The organism is Klebsiella sp. HN106 (assembly GCF_051209435.1).
GTDB lineage: Bacteria > Pseudomonadota > Gammaproteobacteria > Enterobacterales > Enterobacteriaceae > Klebsiella > Klebsiella oxytoca.
Genome location: NZ_JBLURD010000003.1, coordinates 281,053 through 303,572 on the forward strand (window position 1 = coordinate 281,053; position 22,520 = coordinate 303,572).

The following is a 22,520-nucleotide window of genomic DNA, read 5'->3' on the forward strand; positions in this document are numbered from 1 at the left end:
CGACGACCGGCGCGTGGATGACAAAAGGGAACCTCTGGAGACGCTATGATGAACGATCAGATTTGTCAGCGGATAGAAAATAGTGCGCATTTTAAGGAGCTTGTTGCAGCCCGGCAAAGGTTTGCCGCCATCCTGTCACTGATTATGCTGGTGATTTATGTGGGTTTTATTCTGCTTATCGCCTTTGCCCCCGGCTGGCTGGGCACGCCGCTGCATGCGGGAACCAGCGTCACCCGGGGTATTCCGATTGGTATCGGCGTGATCGTTATCTCTTTCGTATTAACCGGAATATACGTCTGGCGGGCAAATGGTGAATTTGATCGGCTGACAAAAAGCATTCTCAGCGAGGTTAAAGCATCATGAAGAAAGTCCTGACGGCGCTCGCCGCCACGCTCCCTTTGACCGTCAATGCCGCAGATGCCCTCACCGGCGCGGTACAGCGCCAGCCGACCAACTGGCAGGCGATCATCATGTTCCTGATTTTTGTCGCCCTGACGCTGTATATCACTTACTGGGCGTCAAAACGCGTACGGTCACGCAGCGACTACTACACCGCTGGCGGCAACATTACCGGTTTCCAGAACGGTCTGGCGATTGCCGGCGACTTTATGTCGGCGGCCTCGTTTCTCGGTATTTCCGCACTGGTTTACACCTCCGGCTACGACGGGCTGATCTACTCGCTCGGTTTCCTCGTCGGCTGGCCGATTATTCTGTTCCTGATCGCCGAACGCCTGCGTAACCTCGGCCGCTACACGTTTGCCGACGTGGCCTCCTATCGTCTCAAACAGGGGCCGATTCGCACCCTTTCCGCCTGCGGTTCGCTGGTGGTAGTGGCGCTCTACCTCATCGCCCAGATGGTCGGCGCGGGTAAGCTGATTCAACTGCTGTTCGGCCTCAACTACCACGTCGCGGTAGTGCTTGTCGGCGTGCTGATGGTGCTCTACGTCCTGTTTGGCGGCATGCTCGCCACCACCTGGGTGCAGATTATTAAAGCGGTCCTGCTGCTGTTCGGCGCCAGCTTTATGGCCTTTATGGTGATGAAGCACGTCGGCTTCAGCTTCAATAATCTGTTCACCGAAGCAATGGCGGTGCACCCGAAAGGCTCGGCGATTATGAGCCCCGGCGGACTGGTAAAAGATCCGATATCGGCGCTCTCGCTCGGCCTCGGGCTGATGTTCGGCACCGCGGGTCTGCCGCATATTCTGATGCGTTTCTTCACCGTGAGCGATGCCAAAGAAGCGCGTAAGAGCGTGTTCTATGCCACCGGCTTTATGGGTTACTTCTATATTCTGACCTTTATCATCGGCTTCGGCGCCATCATGCTGGTGGGGGCGAATCCGGCGTTCAAAGACGCGGCCGGGCAGCTTATCGGCGGCAACAATATGGCGGCAGTGCATCTGGCGGATGCGGTCGGCGGCAACCTGTTCCTTGGCTTTATCTCAGCGGTCGCCTTCGCCACGATTCTGGCGGTGGTTGCTGGCTTGACGCTGGCGGGCGCATCGGCGGTGTCTCACGACCTGTATGCTAACGTGTTCCGCAAAGGCGCGACCGAGCGTCAGGAACTCAAGGTGTCGAAAATTACCGTACTGATCCTCGGCGTGGTGGCGATTCTGCTGGGTATCCTGTTCGAGAATCAGAACATCGCCTTTATGGTCGGCCTGGCATTCTCCATCGCCGCCAGCTGTAACTTCCCGATTATCCTGTTGTCGATGTACTGGTCGAAGCTGACCACGCGCGGGGCGATGATTGGCGGCTGGCTGGGTCTGCTGACCGCGGTGATTTTGATGATCCTCGGTCCGACTATCTGGGTGCAGATCCTCGGTCACGAAAAGGCGATATTCCCATATGAATATCCGGCGCTGTTCTCTATCGCCGTGGCCTTTATCGGTATCTGGTTCTTCTCTGCTACCGATAGCTCCGCGGAAGGCGCGCGCGAGCGTGAACTGTTCCGCGCCCAGTTTATTCGTTCTCAGACCGGGATCGGTATTGAGAAAGGTCAGGCGCATTAATGATTACCCCTACCCCGGCCTGACGGCTGGGGTAGGGGTGATTCTAGTTATAGGTAAATGTTATCGTTCCGCTGGCGTTGGCCGTTCCAGGCGTCACTTCAGCCCCGGTTTTGTAATAGTTAGTTGAAAAGATGAGCGAGTTCGATGCAGCAGCGCCGCCGGGATTATTCGGGTAGGTGAAGGTTGCGTAGCTGGCCTCAGCTCCGGCATTCAACGTTACACTTCTGCTGGATGTACTTAAATAAAAACTGGTGTTTAACGGTATGACCTTCCCGTTGAGGCTTAACTGCACACCCACACCGGTTGCTACGTTTTCCCCCGCCGTTAACGCAATAACGCTCCTGTTCGGATTATCGCCTTCGGCTTCAGTCGCCGTCACACGCATTGATATATTGGTTCCGGGTTCGCAGGAAAGCATCAGCGTTTGCTGGGCGGAGCCGGCTGTCGAGGAAAGAGTAAACTCACTCGTTTTCACGGAGCCCATAGGGAAATTCAGCGCGGTCGTACCTGCCGTACAGCCCATCGGCGTCAGCTTGATTTGCGTCGTACCGCTGATGTGCAGTTGGGAAATAACCATCGTGCCAGTGCTATCTTTAAGCGAAACCGATGAGATAGGGTCCTTTATCGACAGAGAGCTGTTGCTGGCGATTGCGCCTCCCGTGGCCACCAGCTGTAGCTGGTAGGCGGGTGAATAGTTTGTTGTGGCATAGATATCTAAAAACCCCCCTGGTTTTCCAAGATAAAACTCTGAGTCGCCAATATAATGCTCAGTGTAATCAGGGAGAAAATCGTCAGTATCGCCATCATATTCACCGGTAATATTCAGCCAGACTTTCACTCTTAAACCAATACCCGGTACGGATGTCGTATAGATATGATCGCCAGTAAGTGCGCCTGCATTTGCTGAAGACCATTCAAAACGGGCATACATCTTCCCCTCACAGTTCCAGACCTGAGTATTCGAACGCGTTATTCTCCCGGAGTCATAAAGGACCGTTCCGGCAGAATAACTCCCCGCATTAATTAATATTTGTTCGGGTAGATTTGCCATCGTCACATCACCATAATTGGCCCCAGAGCTACAGGACCAACCATAAATAGGGAAAACCAACATCAATAGTAATAAAAAATATTTATTCATATATATCCCTAAACACCTTCCGTCATTTGTATGACACGTTGAAAGTGACCGTATAGGCAACGTTTCCTGGCGTTACTTTGCCGTATGGCGTATACATTCTGGCCGCCATATCAAAGGCGTGTCCGCCAGGGGAGGCCGTAAATGCATAGGTATAACTCTCGTTTGGACCCAGCGTTTTCCCATCCGCGGCACTCACAAGCTGTAAGCCAACATCCTTTGCCCCATCAATCAGCTCACTGACATAAATTGTGGGATAAGTACTATCAAACGGAGCGCCGCTAAACGTTATCGTCACTGAAGACGTACCGGTTGAGCAGTTATCAAATGCCAGGGAAACGGTTGTGGTATCGCTACTGGCCCCCGGTTTACCGGTCAGACGCTGAGAAGAAACCGTCCCCAGGCTGATAGCATTGGACGGTTTTACAAAAACCTCACAGACAGGCTCTTCAATATTGCCGGTGACATTAAAATTGACGGTACTCGTAGCGTCATAGGCCCAGGCAGATGAAGCACTGGCCAGTAGCCCTACTATTGCAGCTATCGCTAGCCGCAATGGCGATTGAGCATGGCGTATCCGCATCGCTATCATTTTAGTGGTGTGCTCAAAACACAATATATTGAGATTGTTCATCGGCAATCCGCCGTATAAAAAACAATATCGTCAATTGATTTGTTAGATGATAAATCATAATTGACATAACACTGGCTAGTTAAAGCATCGCCCCACTTCACAAATAAGCGGCCTTTTTCTGGCAGCCCGGTCAAATAGGCCTGCCCGGAATCACCGACAATAGCGCTGCGTTTTTGTTTATACTCCTGACTTTCATCCTCTAGCGTAATCACCGCGCCAAACGGCACATCTTTATGATGAAATTGCAAGGTCATCATGGCCTTATAGCCAATCCAGGTATCATATTTAACTTTTACGATCGCATTGCGCGTCGGGACCACCGTTCTGACGATATTATCTATTTCCGCTCCCGAGACCTGCTGTTCATCAAGGGAGAGATTGTTTTCATGATAAGGGCGAACGAAAGGCACTACGGCATACCCGGCAGAATCGGTCATGACGTTAGTCTGCCCGCGTACCGCGATATCCCTGACGCCAGGCGCTTCAATCAGCGCAACGCTCTCGCCCAGATAGCGTGACAGCGTTATCCCGCCGGAATGGGCGAGCATCCCACCGCGTAGCGAATAATTATAGTGGGCGCTGTTGCTGTCATAACCGTATCCGGCGGTGACTTCACCTTTTGAGCCCTGGTAGTTGAGGTTGATGTTCCCTGAGGTGCTTTTATCGCTGGCGTTATATCCCTCCTGCACGTTCCAGTTCAGAGAACGATCGGCGAAAGCGGAGCCATTTAAACCAAGACTGTGAGTGGTGTCTCCCACCCGGCTGCTGTTCATATTGTAGCTGGCTGATATATCGGCGCCGAAAGGAATACTCACGGTTAGCGAAATAATGCTGTCGCTGGAAGGCGAGCTATTTTCATTCTGGCCGCTGCTCTGCACATTGCGGTTATAGGCGTAGTTAATGAAGTAGGACATCCGGCTAAACGTATTGCTATAACTCACGCCCAGCGACTCCATCCGCGAGTTATCCCAGTAAGACTCACTGACCAGCGAAAGGGAGAGTGAACCGAATCCGGAGAAAATCTGCGACGCTGAAGCGTCAAAGCGGTCTTTAGTCCGACCGGATGACGAACAGCAGGCGCGATGAGAGTCCGCCCGATCGATAAAGTTCTGCAGAGAATAATAACCATGCGTTGAGTAACGGTACCCGGCAACGGAAAAGTTTGTCCCCGTCTGTGGAAAATCTTTACTAAAGCGCACGCGGTATGACTGCCCTTCGCTGGATGAGGCGTTATCCGATGAGGAATTTTCTTTTATGTCAGCCCAGGACTGAGAAGCATCAAAAGAGAGCGCCCCGACTGAACCCAAATTAAACCCGGCCCCCAGCAGGAGATTACTGTATTTATCCTCTAATTGCTGAAAGCCGCCGTACAGCGTGACGTTGCTCAACGCTCCCCAGGCAACGTTGGATTGCAGAAGCTGATACTCCTTTCCGCCCGCGCTTCCCGAGCGCGTCTTGCCGCCGCTGAAAGCGTAATCAACCTGCCCTTCACGTTGTAATATTGCCAGTGAAGCAAACGGCACCACAAAGCTCTGCTCACTACCGTCTGATTCTTTCACCGTCACGTAGAGATCGCCCGCGCTTCCCGTGGGATAAAGATCGTTTATCTCAAAGGCGCCGGGAGAGACCGTTGTTTTATAAATGCTGTATCCGTTTTGATAAACCGTCACGTCTGCGGTCGAGCGCGCGATGCCTTTTATGACCGGTGCGAAGCCGTTCAGGCTGTCCGGGAGCATCTCTTTATCAGAGTTCAGCTGCAGGCCGGTGAAGCTGATGCTGTCAAACACCGCCGAAGAAGTATAGGTTTGCCCCACTATCAGCTGACCTTTCAGGGCGTGGATATCGCGTGAAATATAGCTATAGACGGAGTCCCACTGACTGCCATCGTCATTATGATTGAGGGTGCTGTAATTACGTAAACGCCACGGCCCAACGTTCAACCCCGGCTGCAGGCTGACAAACTGGCTGGAGGTGGAAACGCCTCCATCTCGCGGATCGGTTTTTTGCCCGGAAATGTTGTAATTCAATAGCCCGGCGGTAATGCCCTGCTGCCATCGGCTTTCCGGGACATACCCCCGCGGACGATGCACTAAAGCCACCTGGGGTAAGGTAAAGTCGATTCGCTGTTGCGAGAGCTGTACCGCCGTCTCCCATCCGGGGATCGCAGACAGTTTTGCGCACTCCGAACCCGCCACGGTAAGCTCAGGATAATCTTCGGTTTTAATCGACCACTCTTTCAGGCGCGCGACGGAAAGACATGGCCGGGATGAAGCGGCGTTATTTTGATCCTGTCGCGTAAAAATGACGGACTCAGAAGCCACAAACGTATGGTTAATATAGACATCCAGGTTGTAGTCACCTGGCGGAATCGTCTCTTCAGAAATATAGGTTAAGTCAACGGCGGAGGTACCGGTTTCGTTTACCTCCAGCAGGTGGGGATTGAAGTACTCACCTGCCATCGCCGGGAGAGGTATTGTGGCAAAGCTGAAAATGAAGGCGGCATAGCCGCTGGTCAATAAAAAGGTATAACGCTTTCCAACGTTATTGAATGATGGCGGTATATTTCGGTCCAGGCATTCCATAATCATTGATCACGCTCCATGTGATTTTCTTTTTGCCCGCAGAAGAGGCATTTGCTACCGGTATTTTTATTGTTGAAAAGGGGGCAACAAACCACGCTTCAGGTACTGCTTTGCCGTTCACCAAAACTTCAGAGAAATTCATATATAGAGGAGAAACATTTTTCACTTTTATATCTCGCCCTTCAGCAGACCACTGCAGCTTTTCGGCAAAATTTTCTGGTATGGCGCTTTTCAATGCGGCGGGTCGAAAAATAAGCTTTATCCTGGAATTAATCGCAAACTGAACCATATTTTTGTCCGGCGCGTTCTCCATGGCGGGAATCCCCTTAATATTCAACCAGAACATGGATTCCCGATCCTCCGCCAAAGGTTTACCCGAACGTAGAATGCGTACAAATCCTTGCTCTCCGGACTTCAGGCGAAATAGCGGAGGCGTTGTGATGAATGAATCTTTCGCTGGCGAGGCCGCATCGACAACGGAGATCCAGGACTGAACGATATTGGTCACATTATCCTTATTTTGAACAGATACCGTCGTCGACTTTTGTGTGCCATCGAATATCACCCGCGTGCCGCCCACGACTACGCTTGCCTGCGCCGCAAACGCACACAAATAAAAACAAATAAAGTAGAATAATCTGTTCATAATGGAGTCCAGTAAGGGAAAGAGTTACCCTTTCCCTTGGTATTTATTAGCGTCTGAATTAATAGTACGTAACGTTGTAGGTTACCGTTGTCTGAACGGCGCCTTTAGTCGGTTCAGCACTGCCTGCTTTCGCCATTTTTACGGTGAAAGGAATGGTCGCAGCACCGGAGGAAATATCCACATCGGCACCTTCAGTATTATTTTTAAGCAGCGCACCCTGGTTATCAAAAATAGCTACGGCAACGCCCGTCGCAGGCGATGCGGAAGCCTGGTTCTTAAAGTAATCGCTATTAGTTTCATCGGCTTCACCGCCAAAGGTGACTCTGGCCTTAGCGTTACCGCCATCAGCCACTTTCGGGCAACCGGTCAGGGTGAAAGAAAAACTCTTGGCCGCGCCATAAGTATTCGCCTTCAGATCCGCGACGGAGGAAGTCCCCATCTCAATGGATGAGACGCCGTTATCGATAGTGGCTGTACAGGTAGTATCAGAGACCGTGCCGGTAAAAGTAATGGTGTTATCCGCCTGCGCCATTGTCACCAGTGAGCAGCCCGCAGAGAAGGCGACTATTTTAGCCAGAGTTATTGCATTCATTTTCATTGGTATTCTCCTGTTTATTAAGATTAACAATCAGTCCATCAATTGTTTATGGCACTCTATTAGAGAAGGGAAACAGGCATCAACTCAATCTATAAGTTATATCAGCGCTTAGGGAAATAAACTGCCTGCTTACAATATTATTTTAAATATTGAAGCAAAAGCTCAAGCTCCACATGAATCCATTCAATAATAAAAGCTCACCTCAATAAGATATCCAAAAACAAGATTACCCTCAATAACTAATGAAGAATAATCCTAAAATCATAAATGAGATTAACCTATAAGATAAAGACATGATTTAAAAATAAACAAATAAAAACAACAGATTGCAAAAACCACTCATTCATACTGCAAATAAATATAGTGATTTATATTTGTGAATCAAGTTAAAATGAGGCAACTTTGAAACATTTAGTTACACTTAAACGTAAAATAAGTGAGATTAACATCGGCGGATAAACTTCATCTACTTTTACATGACTTCATGTTTTCAACGATTCAAGTGCTGATTATATTGGTTGAGGTATATCAAATATGAAATGACAACTGAAATAAATATTGATGATATATATTTTTTCTGTGGTCTATTTCCTTGCGGAGGATAAACCACAGAAAATAATAGTCAGAACATTGCCCAGCGCACCAGCGGCGCGGCCAATACCATCACAACGCCGGAAAGCATCATCACCAGGCTGGCGACGACGCCCTCCTGCGGCCCCAGTTCATAAGATCGCGCGGTACCGGCGCCGTGGGATGCCGCGCCGAAACCCGCTCCTTTAGCCATCCCTTCGCGAATAGAAAGACGCAGAAACAGCACATCACCCACCGCCATGCCGAATACCCCGGTGACCACGACAAACAGGGCGACTAAATCAGGCTGACCGCCCAGCGGTTTAGCTGCCGCCAGCGCAAAGGGCGTGGTCACCGAACGTACCGCCAGGCTACGCTGGATCTCATCGGGCAAGGTAAACAGTCGCGCCAGCCACACCGAACTGGTCACCGCAACAACCGACGCGGTCGTTACTCCGGCCGTCAGCGACATCCAGTGGCGTTTAATAATCGCCAGATTGTCATACACCGGCACGGCGAAAGCGATAGTCGCCGGGCCCAGCAGCCATAGCAGCCAGTGGGCCTCCCCCATATAGCTTTGATAAGAGATATGGCCGAATACCAGCATCATCACCAGCAGGATCGGGGTGAAAACCAGCGGCATCAGGGGCAGTTTATGGAAGCGGCGATAAAGCCGTTTATTGGCAAAATAGAGCCCCAGCGTGATAAGAAGACACAGGACGCTCAGCTGGAAATCACTCATGTTTCATCCTGCTGACTTCATAGCGATACACTTTATCAACCACCCATGCCGTCGCGCCCAGCACCATCATGGTACTTAAGCCAATCACCAGAAAGATGCGCCAGCCCTCCACCATCAGCAGTTGCGCGTAGTTGACGACCGCCACTACCGCCGGCACGAAGAACAGCAGCATCTCGGCCAGCAGCCAGCGGGCGCCGGCGCGTACCCAGTTTAAAGGGATCACCCGGCAGACTATCAGCGTCAACATCATCAGCATGCCGACAAGGTTCGCCGGAAGCGGCAGGTGCAGCCAGTTAACAAAATAGTCAGCGCAGACGAACAGTCCGGCGTAGATCAGTACCTGAACAGGTACCTGAAGACGTTGCATAACGAAGGGCGTCACGCGAGCTGGCGCAAAGGCCATGAGCGGTATTCCTGAAAAAGAAGACAGGCGAGCAGTATAGAGAGCCGCCGGGCCCGGCAGAAATGAATTAAAATCATCACAGGTATAGTCTCAGGGAATAATTATGGATATCCGAACGCTGCGCTATTTTGTCGAAGTGGTGCGCCAGCAAAGCTTTACCCGCGCAGCGGAGAAGTTGTTCGTCACGCAGCCGACCATCAGTAAGATGCTCAAGAATCTGGAAGATGAGCTGAACTGCACGCTGCTGATCCGCGACGGTCGTCGGCTGCTGCTGACCGATACCGGTCGGGTAGTTTTCGAGCGCGGACAGGCCATCCTTGGTGAATTTCATCAGCTGGAGTCGGAGCTAAGCGATATTAATCATCTGCATAAGGGCGTACTGCGTCTCGGCATTCCGCCGATGGTCGGGATGTTGATGGCCGAACCGATTAGCCGCTTTCGCCAGCGCTATGCGGGTGTGGAATTGAAAATCTCCGAATTCGGCGGGCTGACCGTGCAGCAGGCGGTAAGCAACGGTGAACTGGATTTAGCCATGACCGCGCTTCCCGTTGATGAGGCCAGCGGCTTAACCACGCTCTCGCTGTTCAGCCATCCGCTCTGCGTGCTGACGCCGAGAACGGCGCAGTGGGAAGGCATCAGTTCGTTGTCGCCGGAAGCGCTCGCCGCACATCCGCTGGTGATCTACAACGAGGATTTTGCCCTCAGCCAGCAGCTGATGCGGCTATTTACTCAGCATGAAGTTAAGCCGCGTATCGCCGTGCGCAGCGGACAGTGGGATTTTCTGGCCGCGATGGTACAGGCCGGAATTGGCGTCGCGATTTTACCGGAGCCGATTTGCCAGCGCCTCGACCCGCAGAGCTTTTGCTGGATACTGTTACAAAGCGCTCTACGCTGGGAACTGGGAATGATTTGGCGGGAAGGCGTGTACATGTCGCACAGCGCGCGGGCGTGGCTGGAGTGCAGTAAGGCGTTCTGGCTGAAGTAAGATGCCGAAAGCGGCACGCTTAACCGCGGCGTCAACGCCTTATCCGGGCTACAGATTCCCAATCGTCTGAGGGGCGGTAGCCCGGACAAGGCGACTCAGGCGCCGTCGCGGACGAGTACGGTGTTACTGATCCTCGATAAGCAGCGCTTCCAGCAGGTCGAGATCGTGCAGCAGCTTCTGCAGCGTCTCGTTACTGATCTGCCGGGTGGCGCGCAGATGGTACAGCTCCCCGCGTTCAGAACGCAGCGCCGCCAGACGGAACCGGCGCTCGAGGCTCTCTTCCAGCATCGAGGTTTCCACATCGTTACGCCCATCAACGCGACGGCGCAGGTTACCAATTACCCGCGAGCTGACCTCAGTCAGCAGCTGATTATCGATGTTTTCTTTGGTATCCGCCGCCAGACGCTCTTCCATTTTCTGAATCGCGACAATCGCCACATCCGCCGTTGCCGCCCGCGCCAGGCGCTCCTCTTTGCGCTGCTGTACATGGTCGGTCGACTCGATATGGCGCAGCAGAATCGGCAGCACAATCACGCCGACAAACAGAGAGAACAGAATCACCCCGGCGGCAAGGAATACCAGCTCATAGCGCGCCGGGAAGACGTTGCCGTCCGGCAGCAGCAGAGGAATCGACAGCACACCAGCAAGGGTAATGGCCCCGCGAACGCCAGCGACGGAGGAGATCAGCAGCTCGCGCGTGGTCCAGGAGCCGAACTCCATCGGTTTCTTTTTCAGGAAACGCTGGCTCAGCTTGCGCATCGTCCACAGCCAGCCAAAACGCACCAGCATCAGGGCGGCATAAATCAGGATGATATCGGTAAACAACATCCAGGTTTCGACGTTGGGATCCGCCTCTGCGGCCACCAGCGAGCTGGAGAGAATATCCGGCAGCTGCAGGCCCAACAGCAGGAACACCATGCCGTTAAACACGAACTCCAGCATCGCCCAGGTGCTGTTGGCGCGCAGGCGCATCGCCAGCGGCGCGCTGCGCATCACGCCGGAACGGGTGATGGTCATCCCCGCCGCGACTGCCGCCAGGATGCCGGAAAAGCCGATGTGTTCAGCGATCAGGTAAGAGGCGAACGGCAGCAGGAACAGCAGCACAATTTGCGTTGCCGGTTCATCGCCGCCCCAGCGGCTAAGGAAGCGCATTGAACGCCCGTACAGCCAGCTGACCACAAAGCCCGCGAGAATACCGCCGACCGCCACCTTGAAGAACTCCACCGTCGCGCCGCCGACGGTAAAGACCATCGTGCCCATCGCCACCGCAACGGCAAACTTCAGGGAGACCAGGCCGGACGCATCGTTCATCAGCGCTTCGCCCTGCAAAATTCCCATAATTTTTTTCGGAATACGCCCTTCGCCGACGATGCCGGACAGCGCGACGGCATCCGTTGGCGACAGGACGGCCGCGAGGGCAAAAGCCGGAATCAGCGGGATACCGGGAACGATCCAGTAGATGAGATAGCCAATACCGACCACCGTCACCACCACTAACGCCAGCGCCAGACCGAAGATTTCTCGCCCATGCTCAATAAACTCGCGGGTCGGCGTCTTCCAGCCATCGGCAAATAGCAGCGGCGGGATGAACAGAACCAGAAAGAGTTCAGGATCGAATTCAACATGCAATCCGAAGGTAGGCCAGGCCAACAGCGCGCCGATGGCGATTTGGATTAAAGGTAGTGGAACCTGAAAGGGCAGTACGCGTGTAACCACCCCGGAGAGAGAGACCACGAGGGTCATGATGAGTATGGTAAAGAATATTTCCATGTGTTCCCTGTTTGCTGCGTTTTCTTTTTTACATCTGAGGCGTCATGTCTCGGCATAATACGCTACTCAGATTAACGCAAAAGGAAACAGGATGTGGCTTAAAAATTAAACGGGCGGCCAAAGCCGCCCGCCGTTAGCAGGAAAAGTTAAATCGCCCAACCGCCAGCATAGAAGATGACCAGCGCCGCGGCGATAATCACCGTCCCCAGGTTCAGCTTACGCCATTCGCCGGATACCAGACGGCCAATCACCAGCGCCGCAAAACCAATCATGATGCCGGTAACGATGTTACAGGTCAGCACGATAAAGACCGCGGTGATGAGCCCCGCCATCGCATCAACAAAGTCGTTGAAATCGATTTTCGCCACGTTGCTCAGCATCAGCAGGCCGACGTACATCAGCGCCGGCGCGGTAGCATAAGCCGGAACCAGATAGGAGAGCGGAGAGAGGAACAGGATCAGCAGGAACAGCACGCCGACGGTCACTGCGGTCAGGCCGGTTTTACCGCCCGCCGCCGTACCGGCAGCAGACTCGATATACACTGCCGCCGGCGCCGCCCCGACCAGGCCGGAGAAGACGCTGCTCAGGGAGTCGGTGGTCAGCGCTTTGCCGCCGTTGATAATCTGCCCGTCTTTATCCAGCAGGTTCGCCTGACCGGCCACCGCGCGGATCGTGCCGGTGGCGTCAAACACCGCGGTCATCACCAGCGCAAGCACGCTTGGCAGCACGACCGGGTTGAGCGCGCCCACGATATCCAGGCTGCCGATCAGCGAGTTGCCTTTATCGTCGCTCAGCGACGGCATGGCGAAGATACCGGAGAAGTGAACGTTAGGATCGAAGATCAGGCCGATAATCGAAACGCCGATAATCGTCAGCAGGATACCGCCCGGCACTTTCAGTTTTTCGAGGCCAATAATCACTGCCAGCCCGACCAGCGACATAATCACCGGGAAACTGTCAAAATTACCCAGCGCCACCGGCAGACCGTCCAGCGGGTTTTTGATCACCAGACCAACGCCGTTGGCGGCAATCAGCAGCAGGAACAGACCGATACCAATCCCCGTGCCGTGCGCAACGCCCTGCGGCAAGTTACGCAGGATCCAGCTACGAATGCCGGTTGCGGAGATGACGGTAAACAGTACGCCCATCAGGAAGACCGCGCCCAGCGCGACCGGAATGCTGATCTGTTGGCCCAGCACCAGGCTAAAAGCGGTAAAAGCGGTCAGCGAGATGGCGCAGCCAATCGCCAGCGGCAGGTTCGCCCACAGCCCCATCACCAGCGAGCCGACGCCGGCAACCAGACAGGTGGAAACAAATACCGCAGCTGGCGGAAAACCCGCTTTGCCGAGCATCCCCGGCACCACGATGACGGAGTAGACCATCGCCAGGAAGGTGGTAAGACCGGCAACGATTTCCTGACGCACGGTACTGCCGCGAGCAGAAATTTTAAACCAGGCGTCTAATGAACCGCCGGTACGCGCTGAAGGCGTAGACATAGAAAACTTCCCCTGAGAATTTTTATCGTTCGTCTGGATGCGAGGTGGACCATCCACTGCCAGTTAAACGCGATCTCCTTGTGCTACATCGCAGCGCCAGGGGCTGTGAAAAGCAAACGTTTAACTCCGCGCATACAATACGGTGTGAAGAATGACTTTGCTCCCCCCTGTCAGCAGAGGAAATGATGAGCAAAATAAAAAGGCAAACGATTATCCAGCCTTTAGACGGGCCTTTTCAACAGAAGTTTGTCGGATTTAGCTAAATTTCGCTTATGACGTTCATGAAATAACCAGCCGATGCGCAAACGTTATCGTCCATGCGCAATCCGGTAACATTTTTGTATTGCGCTGATAGCAATTTTCCCCTGTCATCGGCTTTAGTAATGGTTCATTCGCCGGGTAAGGTAAATGGGCCGCCACGCTCAATCGCCTTCTGCCATGCCGGACGCTGCTCAACCCGCTGAACCCACTGCGTCAGATGCGGTAAATCCCCCACCCCGCCGCGCGCCAGCAGCGCCATTGCCGGAAAGCTCATCTGAATATCAGCCATACTCAGCTCAGCGCCGGCAAACCAGCGCTGGCGAGAAAGGTGCGATTCAATAAAGCGGGCATGGGTCTCAACCTGTCGGTTAAGCCAGGCCTTTTGTACCCCTTTGCCTAATGCATTGCCCAGCGTGCGTATGCCAAACGGCACCGGGGGCTTGCCCAGGCTGGAAAACACCAGCTTCATCAGCAGCAGGGGCATCAGCGAACCCTCGGCATAGTGCAGCCAAAAGCGGTATTGCAGTTTATCTTCCACCGACTCAGGCTTTAAGCGCCTGGCGCTATCATAGGTTTCCTGTAAATACTCCAGAATGGCGCCGGACTCCGCCAGAATATGGCCGTTATCTTCAACGACCGGCGATTTCCCCAACGGATGAACGCTTTTTAACTCCGCTGGCGCGAGCATATCCTTTCCCCGCTGATAAGAGACAACCTGATAAGGCAGCTGCAACTCTTCCAGCGCCCATAATACGCGCTGCGATCGTGACTGATTGAGATGATGTACCGTTAACATGGGCCTCTCCCGCTGTTTGTTCAAATTAACTATAGGAACAGGCAGCGAATGACGGGAATTTTTCGGCAACATGAGGCGGCAAAATCAGAGAAAAGAGCCACACTTAAGTTGTCGGCGCAAACCGGAACCTCCATCAATATATTGCGCAATACTGAGGTGAGCCGACGTCGGGGGAAACCCTCCTGCGTACCAGCGGGATAGTGCGAAAGACCAAGACCGGAAAACAACTAAAGCGCCCTGTTGTGGCGCTTTAGTTTTTTAATCCTCTTCCAGCAGCCGTGCGCCGGTCCCCTCTTCTCCCAGCTTATCGCCCGGGTTGCGTAACGGACAGTCGCGGCGCGACAGGCAGCCGCAGCCGATGCAGCCATCAAGCTGATCGCGCAGCGCGGTCAGGGTGTGAATCCGTCGGTCCAGCTCCTCCCGCCACTGGGACGACAGCATCTTCCACTCTTTGGCGCTGAGGTTATGCCCTTCCGGCAGTACGCCAAATGCATCACCGATAGTGGCCAGCGGAATACCAATGCGTTGCGCAATCTTAATGATCGCCACCGCACGCAGGACGTCGCGCCGGTAGCGCCGCTGATTGCCCGCGTTGCGCTGGCTGTGGATCAGCCCTTTGCTTTCATAAAAGTGCAGCGCGGAGACGGCCACGCCGGTTCGTTTTGCCACTTCGCCGGGAGTCAGCAGCATTTTGATGCGGGGAGATTTCTTTTCCATAAAGCGCTTTACCTCAAGTTAACTTGAGGAATTATACTCGCCCGCAGACAAAACGACGAATCGAGAATTGAGAGAGGCCGCTTTATGTCCCATCAGGATATTATCCAAACGCTTATTGAATGGATTGATGAACATATCGATCAACCACTTAACATTGATGTAGTCGCCAGAAAATCGGGATACTCAAAATGGTATCTCCAGCGGATGTTCCGCTCCGTGATGCATCAAACGCTAGGTGATTACATTCGCCAGCGCCGTCTGCTGCTCGCTGCGGAAGCGCTAAGAACCACCCAGCGCCCTATTTTTGATATCGCGATGGATCTCGGCTACGTATCGCAGCAGACTTTCTCACGGGTGTTCCGCCGCGAATTCGACCGTACACCTACCGACTATCGCCATCAGATTTCCGCCTGATAACGTTGTTGCCAGGGGCAGAGGCTGGTGCGGTCGTTAGCCAGCCACTGCATATACTCCTGCGGCGGCATCGCTTTCGCAAAGAGCCAGCCCTGGCAATATTGCACGCCCCGCTTTTGTAGCCAGGCGACCTGCTCTGCCGTTTCCACGCCTTCAGCGACGATCTTTAAATGCAGGCTGTTCGCCATCTGGATGATATGTTCGGCAATCAGGTGGCTGGTGGTGTTGTTTGACAGCGTATCGACAAAAGATTTATCAATCTTGAGGATATCGACGTTGAGCGCATGGAGATTGTTCAGATTGGAGTAGCCGGTGCCGAAGTCATCGATAGCGATTTCATATCCCGCGTCGCGAAAAGCCTGAATCACCGGCGTCGTTTTCGGGACGTCAATAAACCCGCGTTCGGTCACTTCGATTTTTATTTGTTCCGCCTTGATGGCGTAGCGCCGGACCTTCTCATTGATATGCTCAATCAAGCGCGCGGATTGAAAATCAGCAGCCGAGAGATTAATCGCTACGTACAGGTGCGGATGCCGCGCCAGAAATTCGCCGAGATCGGAAAATACCTCATCGATGACATAGTCGGTAACCTGGGCGATCATCCCTTCGTTTTCCGCCAGCGGAATAAACTCCGCCGGACTCATCACCGGGCCATCAAACCCCGGCCAGCGCAATAACGCTTCGGTACCAACGCAGCGGTGATTTTTAATATCGATAATCGGTTGATAGTGCAGGCACAGCTGGCGACGGCTTAACGCGCGCTGCAGCATATTACGCGGAGAGTGGTACTGCTGCCGCGTGCGCGACCACACCAGTAACAGCAACACGCTGCAAATCAGCCCCAGCGGCAGAGTCAGCGTCACCTGATTATAAAAATTCTGGTAATAGCTGACGCGCGAGGTGGACATGATGACGGCAATCGGGCGAACGGTGGAATGGGCGATGGCATAAACGCGGCCATCCTGCTGAAAGAGCGCCTCTTCAGCGCGAATCAGATGACGTAATTCCTCAGGGTCGGCGTTCTTGCTGACGGAAAAAAAATGGTTCGTTTTGGTATCAAACACGCCCCAGGCGAGATTGCTGTCACTGGATATCAGCGCGCTGAACGAGAGCGGATTAATCACCACCACATAGTGGCCGCGCTGCAGATAGTTCATCGCATAGCCAGGGTAGAAAGGCGTTTCGCGGTAGTAGTAAATCGCGATATCCGGCTTTTTGGTATAGGTTGCGGCCGGAATTTGCCACCCCATCTCGCGGCGTACCGCAGTGGAGCAGAAAAAATGGCTGCCGTTGGCGTAGATTAAGTCGTCGATATAGAGCAGACCGCGTACAATGCCGAGCAGATATTGCTGATGATACGGCGAACACACTTCTCCCTGATACAAACGGGCCTTATCGCGCGCTTCGTCAGCTTCTCGAATAACCAACTCCGTTTTTTGTAGCGCCAGCCGAGAAAACAGCCGCAGCTGATCGGCGGTTTCCGCTTTGGCGCGGATTTGCGCAAACCACAATGCCAGCACCACCGGTAGCAGAATGACCAGCACAATGCCAACAATTCTCAACGCCTTGTGTGGCGCGCTACGACTCATTTACGCTTTTTATCCATGCGATACGCCTTAATCAAGGTGAAAGGCCCCGATGACTCCTCTTACTGTGATATGAATCAGGGTATCTCAGCAACCCACGCTTTGACGTAAAAACCTCATGACTATGAATGATGAATAATACTTGCTAATGCAAGACGTGAGAAACATTCTCAACATAATGAGATTAGCCCCACTATCTAATTCGGTTTATCCGTATAATTCGCCGGAATATGTAATAAAATCCGCAGAACCTAAACCTTATTAAAAAAGAAATGCGCTCGACTATCGCTTATAATCGACCTTCGCAATGAAAGCTCTCCCCCCCCTTATTAACCACGAACTTTTCAGGGTCAATAAGCGCAAGAAAACTCCCATTTTGGACTGGTGAATAAAAGAACAAATGTGATATAGTTCACATTAGCTGATGAAACAAAAACGTTGTTTCATTACGTTCCTGTTTGCCTGAAGATAGCCAGAGCATCGCATCACCGTCAGTCTCGCCAGGTTGTCAAAGGCTTCCAAATTTCGTTGAGGATAGGTTGATGGCTTCCATTACTACCAGTGTCGTACTTTTGCGCTGGCCGCTCGTGAGCGCAGTGCTGATGTTTCTGGCCAGCTCGTTGAACATTCAGCTGCGTAAAAGTGATTATGCCGGTTTAGCGGTAATCTGTAGCTGTATTGGCCTGGCCGCGGCCTGCTGGTTTGCCACCGGTCTGTTGGGCATTACGCTGCTGGACGTGGCGAAAATCTGGGGCAATATCAAGGACGTGATGATTGAAGTCATGAGCCAGACTCCGCCTGAATGGCCGATGATGATGACCTGATTTCGGGCCGCCTTATCCGGGCGGCCACGCCCACACCATCGTGAATGCCCGCACTGGCGAAGCGCCGTTAGCGAAAATCCCCGGTCCGCACTGTGCATAGCCGGGCGACAGGGCCAACAAAAGGGTAGCCCGGAGGACAGGGACTACGTGCCGCCTCCGGGAGGATGCGTCTCTTCTGGCCACCAGAGAAGAGTAAGACCTTAATCACCGGGAACCTGCTGCACTCTCCCCCTTTGCGACAATACATCACCTGCATGAACAACAACAATGGCCAGATACGGGTCAGGTTTTACCGTATCTGCTGGCCCAGATCGTGCTGCCCCGACGGCAGCCCCGGTACTGCACGTGGAAAGTCGTTCGGGCAGCGTTTTATGGCGCAGAGCGCCTGGTAACGGCAGGAGTCTGCCGTCGTGGCGGTAGAATGATAAGGACAGGAAGGCCGCTCCCGCAGCTTCTCCCACTGCGCTTCATCGTATCGCGTGATGTTATAAACTTTTACCGCATGATATTGCTCGTTGATTAACACGCTCGATGAGTAGAGTTTTATCGACTCTCCCGGCAGTAATAAAATGTCGGCCTCATACCACAGAATAAACTTTAAAAACCGCAGGCTGGAAATTGAGGAAAAAGCTACCCCGGAATGCGGGCAGACAAGAGTATTATGAATAGTCCATTTCATTTTCTATCCTTGCGTGCATTGCTGATTAATGACTCTATATATTGATAGCATTCATCATAGATAACCGCAAGGCGATAGATTAATAATGTGATATCAGACAATACTCAAAGCGCTTTATACTCACTAAGATGTAGCGTGAATATTGCATTATAACAATGAATGGTTAGCCATAATAATCAACGATAGCGCCAGCAATGAACATACATAAATAAGTATATATTGACAATAAATTACAGGCTACCAAAAGCGGTAGCCTGTAATATTACACCGGGAGTGAGTCAAAAATATCTAAGCGATTGTGCGCATATTAAACGCGGGCATCACCAGGTTTTACCAATATTAAACTGGAACTGCTCAGCTTTATCTCCATCGTATTTTTTAAATGGCTCAGCCCAGGAAAACACCAGCGGGCCTAACGGCGACATCCACTGCACCGCAATCCCGGCAGACATACGGATATGCGAAGGGTCGCCATAGTCCGGGATCCCTGCCGCCAGCGTCTGACCGGTATTTTGCCAGGTGGTACTCCATACCGTACCGGCATCGAGGAATAGCGACGTTCGCAGGCTGTCGGCATATTTGTCATTCACAAACGGCGTCGGCACAATAAATTCGCTGTTCAGGACCGCCATCGCGTTACCGCCAACCGCATCGGATGAAGAATCCAGCGGACAGGTGCTGTAGCTGCTTTCAGAACCATTACAACGATAATACGCTGCTTTTGGGCCAATCGTATTGGACGAAAATCCGCGAACCGACGACGATCCACCGGCATAAAAGTTATCGTAAAACGGCACCGATTTGCCGTTCAGCCCATCGGCATAGCCCGCACGCAGGTGCTCCATCCACACCCAGCTTTTGTTCTCGGTCAGCGGCATATACTGGGTGGTATCGAAAGTCACTTTGTAATAGCTGTTATCCGAACCGGGTACGGTAACCTTGGCGGTCAGGCTGCTTTTATTCCCCGCCCGGGGGAAGAAACCGCGATCCAGATTGTTATAGCTCCAGCCAACGCTGGCAAAATAGTCATTGGCGCTATAGGTCGCACCGCTATCGCCATCTTTGGTGACAACGTCAGGATAGATGCCCCGCGAGTTAAGATAGCTCCAGGTGGTGAGCTCCGGGTCCATATTGGTCAGGCGGTTATGGACATAGTCCAGGCCCAGGTTAAGAGCGTTATTCTCGCTAATCGGGAATCCCAGCGTACTGCCGACGCCGTAGCTTTGCTGGTTGTAACTCCCGGAATCGGCATCCGAGGCGTCGTAGCTGTTGTAGAAGATTTTACCGCCGAGGCTAACGCCATCCACGGTGAAGTAAGGGTTTGTCGCTCCCAGCTCAAGATAGGACTGGTAACTGTTGCGCGTGCCGTTGAAGCTGACGCTATTACCGGTTCCCAGCCAGTTATCCTGGGTGACGCCGAGCTGGTAGCTCACGCCGCTATCGGTGCCGAAGCCCAGACCCACGTTAAAGGAGCCGGTATTGCGCTCCTTCACCTTATAGACCACGTCCACCTGATCCTGGCTACCGCTTACCGGAACAATCTGCTTGTCGACAGTTTCGAAAAATCCTGTACGATCCAGCCGCGTTTTTCCCTGCTCGACCTTCTCATCATTCAGCCACGCACCTTCCATCTGGCGCATTTCGCGACGCAGCACCGCATCACGGGAAGTATCGTTACCCTGAAAGCGAATCTGGCGTACCGAATAACGGCGTCCGGCATCGACACTGATATGCAAAATGACGCTTTTTTCCGCATCATTAATATCCGATGTGGTGTTCACCTGCGGCCAGGCATAGCCGTATTTTCCCAGCAGCGTCTTAATACTGTTCTCGACTGCCGTGATTTCCGCACCGCTATACCATTTCCCCGCTAAAGGCTTCACCAGCGCCTCAATTTCCTGATTATGCTGCGCCATATCGCCGGTCACCATCGTACTGGCGACTTTATAACGAGCACCTTCGGCAATATTAATGGTGATATATAGCGATTTTTTATCCGGCGTAATACTCACCTGGCTTGAATTTATGCTAAAACGCGCATAGCCGCGATCGAGATAATAGCTACGAAGGGTTTCAAGATCCGCCGCCATCTTTTGCTTTTGATATTTCTTATCGCCAATCACGTTCCACCACGGAACGCTGTCACGTAGCTGCAGCTGATCCAATAATGTTTCTTCACTAAAAGCCTTGTTGCCAATAATATTTATTTGCGCAATTTTCGCCGAGACCCCCTCCTGAAAGACAAACTTTAAATCAACGCGGTTACGCGGCAGCGGGGTGACGACGGCATGAACCTGAGCGCTGTATTTTCCTGTACTGTAATAGAAATCCTGTAATCCTTTTTCTATTTCCGTAAGGGTATTGCGATCCAGCGCGCTGCCTTCTTCAATGCCGCTGGCGGCCAGGTTCTCTTTCAGGGCATCGTCCTTAACGGATTTATTGCCGGAAAAACTGATTTTAGCGATGGTAGGCCGCTCTTTTACCTGTACTACCAGCGTGCTGCCATCGCGCAGGATCTGTACGTTGTCAAAATTGCCGCTGGCATACAGGGCGCGGACCGAGTCGCTGATATCCTCATTAGAAACCTCTTCTCCTGTATGAACAGGCATGCTCAGTAGCGCGGCGCCGACGGTAACGCGCTGTAGACCCTCGAAACGAATGTCATCAACCGTATATGAAGTTGATGCATAGAGCGTTAAAGGGGAAATCAATAGACCGGCGATGATACTCGTTTTTTTTAGCATGAAGGTGTCGTCTAGAAGATATTTAGCAATAGCAGATACCTGCCGGGAATAATGCTGTTCATTGCACCAGACAGTTGCTGACGCAATCTTAAATAACCTGAACGAGGCGCAGAATTGCACGCAATTATGACGAGAAAATGGAGAAAATATGGATACGAGAGAATATTGAAAAAAATATTTTTCTACGGAACCTTCCCTCTTGAGCCTGGTCAGATAAGCATTTCCTCATAACATCGAAACTCTATAGTTTTTGTTTTTTTAACTAAAAAAACAAAAAGCCCCCTTTCTCATTGGTTGAAAGGGGGAAAAGATCTTGTTAGGAATGATGCTCTCTGGGATAAACCAGGAACAGGGAGAAATTAACGCATAATCCCGTAGATAAAATGAAGAGATATTGAATAAATTATGCAGCCAGATTTCTATAGTAATGAAATGGGTAGACATTATGCCGCGAAATGAAATTCAGCGTTCAGTGCTTAACGAACTGGTGCAATGGATAAAAAACAATCTTGCAAAGAAGCTCACGATGCAGGCGCTAAGCCGCTTTTCCGGCTACTCCGAATGGCATCTCTTTCGCCTGTTTCGCCACTATTTTAACATGTCGCCGATGGCGTATATCCGCCAGCAGCGAATGCAACTATCCCTTAATTTATTGCAGATCAACCCGCCTTTCCGCATCGTTGATATTTGTCTGATGGCTGGTTATGAAGATATCAGCGCCTTTAACCGAACCTTTAAGAGGTATTATACGATGACACCAACGCAGTTTCGCAGAAGCCTGAACCTGACCTGATAGAGGATCCCCCTCCTCCGCATTGCTGCGGTTGGGAATGGAAGGGGGAAGAGGAACTACTTTAGAATGGAAATGGCAGGATGCCACCGTTAACCGTTTCCGGGATCAAGCAGATCCGATTAACAGGATTCAT

The 22,520-nt window shown here is 52.3% G+C and carries 20 protein-coding genes; 6 read left to right on the forward strand and 14 right to left on the reverse strand.

The features are described 5' to 3' along the window. Positions 1 to 48 precede the first annotated feature (48 nt). The gene (locus ACSIPU_RS12325; RefSeq protein ID WP_004127871.1) at positions 49 to 363 is read left to right on the forward strand and encodes a DUF485 domain-containing protein; all 315 of its coding nucleotides are present in this window, start codon (positions 49 to 51) and stop codon (positions 361 to 363) included. Next, entirely contained in the window at positions 360 to 2,009 is a 1,650-nt protein-coding gene (gene actP, locus ACSIPU_RS12330; RefSeq protein WP_004109434.1) for a cation/acetate symporter ActP, read from the forward strand. Before ACSIPU_RS12325 ends, actP begins: the two co-directional genes overlap by 4 nt. A 43-nt stretch (positions 2,010 to 2,052) precedes the next feature. Here the strand turns inward: actP and ACSIPU_RS12335 are convergent, their stop codons facing one another. The 7 genes from ACSIPU_RS12335 to ACSIPU_RS12365 all read right to left on the reverse strand — a co-directional run bounded on the left by ACSIPU_RS12335 (position 2,053) and on the right by ACSIPU_RS12365 (position 9,322). Further along, positions 2,053 to 3,150, reverse strand: coding sequence for a type 1 fimbrial protein (locus ACSIPU_RS12335; protein ID WP_023320183.1), 1,098 nt, complete (start codon positions 3,148 to 3,150; stop codon positions 2,053 to 2,055). A 22-nt stretch (positions 3,151 to 3,172) separates the two neighbouring features. Beyond that, positions 3,173 to 3,781: a fimbrial protein gene (locus ACSIPU_RS12340; protein ID WP_004109438.1), complete on the reverse strand. Its 609-nt coding sequence runs from the start codon at positions 3,779 to 3,781 to the stop codon at positions 3,173 to 3,175. Beyond that, complete coding sequence (locus ACSIPU_RS12345; RefSeq protein WP_004109439.1) at positions 3,778 to 6,369, reverse strand: fimbria/pilus outer membrane usher protein; 2,592 nt, start codon at positions 6,367 to 6,369, stop codon at positions 3,778 to 3,780. The genes ACSIPU_RS12340 and ACSIPU_RS12345 overlap by 4 nt, the downstream gene beginning before the upstream one ends. Beyond that, entirely contained in the window at positions 6,323 to 7,009 is a 687-nt protein-coding gene (locus tag ACSIPU_RS12350) for a fimbrial assembly chaperone (RefSeq protein ID WP_004109441.1), read from the reverse strand. The genes ACSIPU_RS12345 and ACSIPU_RS12350 overlap by 47 nt, the downstream gene beginning before the upstream one ends. Before the next feature lie 58 nt (positions 7,010 to 7,067). Next, positions 7,068 to 7,607, reverse strand: coding sequence for a fimbrial protein (locus ACSIPU_RS12355; protein ID WP_004109443.1), 540 nt, complete (start codon positions 7,605 to 7,607; stop codon positions 7,068 to 7,070). Between the two features lie 622 nt (positions 7,608 to 8,229). Continuing rightward, positions 8,230 to 8,919 carry an LrgB family protein gene (locus ACSIPU_RS12360; RefSeq protein ID WP_004109445.1) on the reverse strand — a complete coding sequence of 230 codons (690 nt, stop codon included), beginning with the start codon at positions 8,917 to 8,919 and terminating at the stop codon, positions 8,230 to 8,232. Beyond that, positions 8,912 to 9,322, reverse strand: a complete 411-nt coding sequence (locus ACSIPU_RS12365) for a CidA/LrgA family protein (RefSeq protein ID WP_004109448.1) — start codon at positions 9,320 to 9,322, stop codon at positions 8,912 to 8,914. Before ACSIPU_RS12365 ends, ACSIPU_RS12360 begins: the two co-directional genes overlap by 8 nt. Before the next feature lie 103 nt (positions 9,323 to 9,425). On the opposite strand from ACSIPU_RS12365, the gene ACSIPU_RS12370 reads away from it, so the two are divergent. Then, positions 9,426 to 10,307 carry a LysR family transcriptional regulator gene (locus tag ACSIPU_RS12370; protein ID WP_004109465.1) on the forward strand — a complete coding sequence of 294 codons (882 nt, stop codon included), beginning with the start codon at positions 9,426 to 9,428 and terminating at the stop codon, positions 10,305 to 10,307. A 123-nt stretch (positions 10,308 to 10,430) separates the two neighbouring features. Here ACSIPU_RS12370 and ACSIPU_RS12375 read toward each other — a convergent pair whose 3' ends face one another. From ACSIPU_RS12375 to soxR, 4 genes are all read right to left on the reverse strand, one after another. After that, on the reverse strand, positions 10,431 to 12,077 hold the full coding sequence (locus tag ACSIPU_RS12375; protein ID WP_004109468.1) for a Na+/H+ antiporter: 1,647 nt from the start codon (positions 12,075 to 12,077) through the stop codon (positions 10,431 to 10,433). Between the two features lie 146 nt (positions 12,078 to 12,223). Beyond that, positions 12,224 to 13,573 (reverse strand): NCS2 family permease, encoded by a 1,350-nt coding sequence (locus ACSIPU_RS12380; RefSeq protein WP_004109470.1) that lies wholly within the window; start codon positions 13,571 to 13,573, stop codon positions 12,224 to 12,226. A gap of 388 nt (positions 13,574 to 13,961) precedes the next feature. Then, entirely contained in the window at positions 13,962 to 14,630 is a 669-nt protein-coding gene (locus ACSIPU_RS12385; protein WP_004109473.1) for a glutathione S-transferase family protein, read from the reverse strand. 258 nt (positions 14,631 to 14,888) lie between these two features. Beyond that, positions 14,889 to 15,347 carry a redox-sensitive transcriptional activator SoxR gene (soxR, locus tag ACSIPU_RS12390; protein WP_004109476.1) on the reverse strand — a complete coding sequence of 153 codons (459 nt, stop codon included), beginning with the start codon at positions 15,345 to 15,347 and terminating at the stop codon, positions 14,889 to 14,891. An 84-nt stretch (positions 15,348 to 15,431) separates the two neighbouring features. Here soxR and soxS point away from each other — a divergent pair, with 84 nt between their 5' ends. Continuing rightward, complete coding sequence (gene soxS, locus ACSIPU_RS12395) at positions 15,432 to 15,761, forward strand: superoxide response transcriptional regulator SoxS (protein ID WP_004109478.1); 330 nt, start codon at positions 15,432 to 15,434, stop codon at positions 15,759 to 15,761. On the opposite strand, the gene ACSIPU_RS12400 is transcribed toward soxS, so the two are convergent. Then, positions 15,746 to 17,350: an EAL domain-containing protein gene (locus ACSIPU_RS12400; protein WP_004109480.1), complete on the reverse strand. Its 1,605-nt coding sequence runs from the start codon at positions 17,348 to 17,350 to the stop codon at positions 15,746 to 15,748. The genes soxS and ACSIPU_RS12400 overlap by 16 nt on opposite strands. A 539-nt stretch (positions 17,351 to 17,889) precedes the next feature. On the opposite strand from ACSIPU_RS12400, the gene ACSIPU_RS12405 reads away from it, so the two are divergent. Continuing rightward, the gene (locus ACSIPU_RS12405; RefSeq protein ID WP_004109483.1) at positions 17,890 to 18,171 is read left to right on the forward strand and encodes a YjcB family protein; all 282 of its coding nucleotides are present in this window, start codon (positions 17,890 to 17,892) and stop codon (positions 18,169 to 18,171) included. A gap of 289 nt (positions 18,172 to 18,460) precedes the next feature. Here the strand turns inward: ACSIPU_RS12405 and iraM are convergent, their stop codons facing one another. Both iraM and bamA read right to left on the reverse strand, forming a co-directional pair. After that, positions 18,461 to 18,850 carry an anti-adapter protein IraM gene (gene iraM / locus ACSIPU_RS12410; protein ID WP_004109486.1) on the reverse strand — a complete coding sequence of 130 codons (390 nt, stop codon included), beginning with the start codon at positions 18,848 to 18,850 and terminating at the stop codon, positions 18,461 to 18,463. Positions 18,851 to 19,170: 320 nt separating this feature from the next. After that, positions 19,171 to 21,594 carry an outer membrane protein assembly factor BamA gene (gene bamA / locus ACSIPU_RS12415; protein ID WP_004109489.1) on the reverse strand — a complete coding sequence of 808 codons (2,424 nt, stop codon included), beginning with the start codon at positions 21,592 to 21,594 and terminating at the stop codon, positions 19,171 to 19,173. 445 nt (positions 21,595 to 22,039) lie between these two features. Here bamA and ACSIPU_RS12420 point away from each other — a divergent pair, with 445 nt between their 5' ends. Continuing rightward, positions 22,040 to 22,387 (forward strand): helix-turn-helix domain-containing protein, encoded by a 348-nt coding sequence (locus ACSIPU_RS12420; protein WP_016808427.1) that lies wholly within the window; start codon positions 22,040 to 22,042, stop codon positions 22,385 to 22,387. Positions 22,388 to 22,520 lie beyond the last annotated feature (133 nt).

Bases quoted from the DNA above. Each gene is read 5' to 3' on its own strand.
- ACSIPU_RS12325 (WP_004127871.1), top strand. From the start codon at position 49: ATGAACGATCAGATTTGTCAGCGGATAGAAAATAGTGCGCATTTTAAG.
- actP (WP_004109434.1), top strand. From the start codon at position 360: ATGAAGAAAGTCCTGACGGCGCTCGCCGCCACGCTCCCTTTGACCGTC.
- ACSIPU_RS12335 (WP_023320183.1), bottom strand. From the start codon at position 3,150: ATGAATAAATATTTTTTATTACTATTGATGTTGGTTTTCCCTATTTAT.
- ACSIPU_RS12340 (WP_004109438.1), bottom strand. From the start codon at position 3,781: ATGAACAATCTCAATATATTGTGTTTTGAGCACACCACTAAAATGATA.
- ACSIPU_RS12345 (WP_004109439.1), bottom strand. From the start codon at position 6,369: ATGATTATGGAATGCCTGGACCGAAATATACCGCCATCATTCAATAAC.
- ACSIPU_RS12350 (WP_004109441.1), bottom strand. From the start codon at position 7,009: ATGAACAGATTATTCTACTTTATTTGTTTTTATTTGTGTGCGTTTGCG.
- ACSIPU_RS12355 (WP_004109443.1), bottom strand. From the start codon at position 7,607: ATGAAAATGAATGCAATAACTCTGGCTAAAATAGTCGCCTTCTCTGCG.
- ACSIPU_RS12360 (WP_004109445.1), bottom strand. From the start codon at position 8,919: ATGAGTGATTTCCAGCTGAGCGTCCTGTGTCTTCTTATCACGCTGGGG.
- ACSIPU_RS12365 (WP_004109448.1), bottom strand. From the start codon at position 9,322: ATGGCCTTTGCGCCAGCTCGCGTGACGCCCTTCGTTATGCAACGTCTT.
- ACSIPU_RS12370 (WP_004109465.1), top strand. From the start codon at position 9,426: ATGGATATCCGAACGCTGCGCTATTTTGTCGAAGTGGTGCGCCAGCAA.
- ACSIPU_RS12375 (WP_004109468.1), bottom strand. From the start codon at position 12,077: ATGGAAATATTCTTTACCATACTCATCATGACCCTCGTGGTCTCTCTC.
- ACSIPU_RS12380 (WP_004109470.1), bottom strand. From the start codon at position 13,573: ATGTCTACGCCTTCAGCGCGTACCGGCGGTTCATTAGACGCCTGGTTT.
- ACSIPU_RS12385 (WP_004109473.1), bottom strand. From the start codon at position 14,630: ATGTTAACGGTACATCATCTCAATCAGTCACGATCGCAGCGCGTATTA.
- soxR (WP_004109476.1), bottom strand. From the start codon at position 15,347: ATGGAAAAGAAATCTCCCCGCATCAAAATGCTGCTGACTCCCGGCGAA.
- soxS (WP_004109478.1), top strand. From the start codon at position 15,432: ATGTCCCATCAGGATATTATCCAAACGCTTATTGAATGGATTGATGAA.
- ACSIPU_RS12400 (WP_004109480.1), bottom strand. From the start codon at position 17,350: ATGAGTCGTAGCGCGCCACACAAGGCGTTGAGAATTGTTGGCATTGTG.
- ACSIPU_RS12405 (WP_004109483.1), top strand. From the start codon at position 17,890: ATGGCTTCCATTACTACCAGTGTCGTACTTTTGCGCTGGCCGCTCGTG.
- iraM (WP_004109486.1), bottom strand. From the start codon at position 18,850: ATGAAATGGACTATTCATAATACTCTTGTCTGCCCGCATTCCGGGGTA.
- bamA (WP_004109489.1), bottom strand. From the start codon at position 21,594: ATGCTAAAAAAAACGAGTATCATCGCCGGTCTATTGATTTCCCCTTTA.
- ACSIPU_RS12420 (WP_016808427.1), top strand. From the start codon at position 22,040: ATGCCGCGAAATGAAATTCAGCGTTCAGTGCTTAACGAACTGGTGCAA.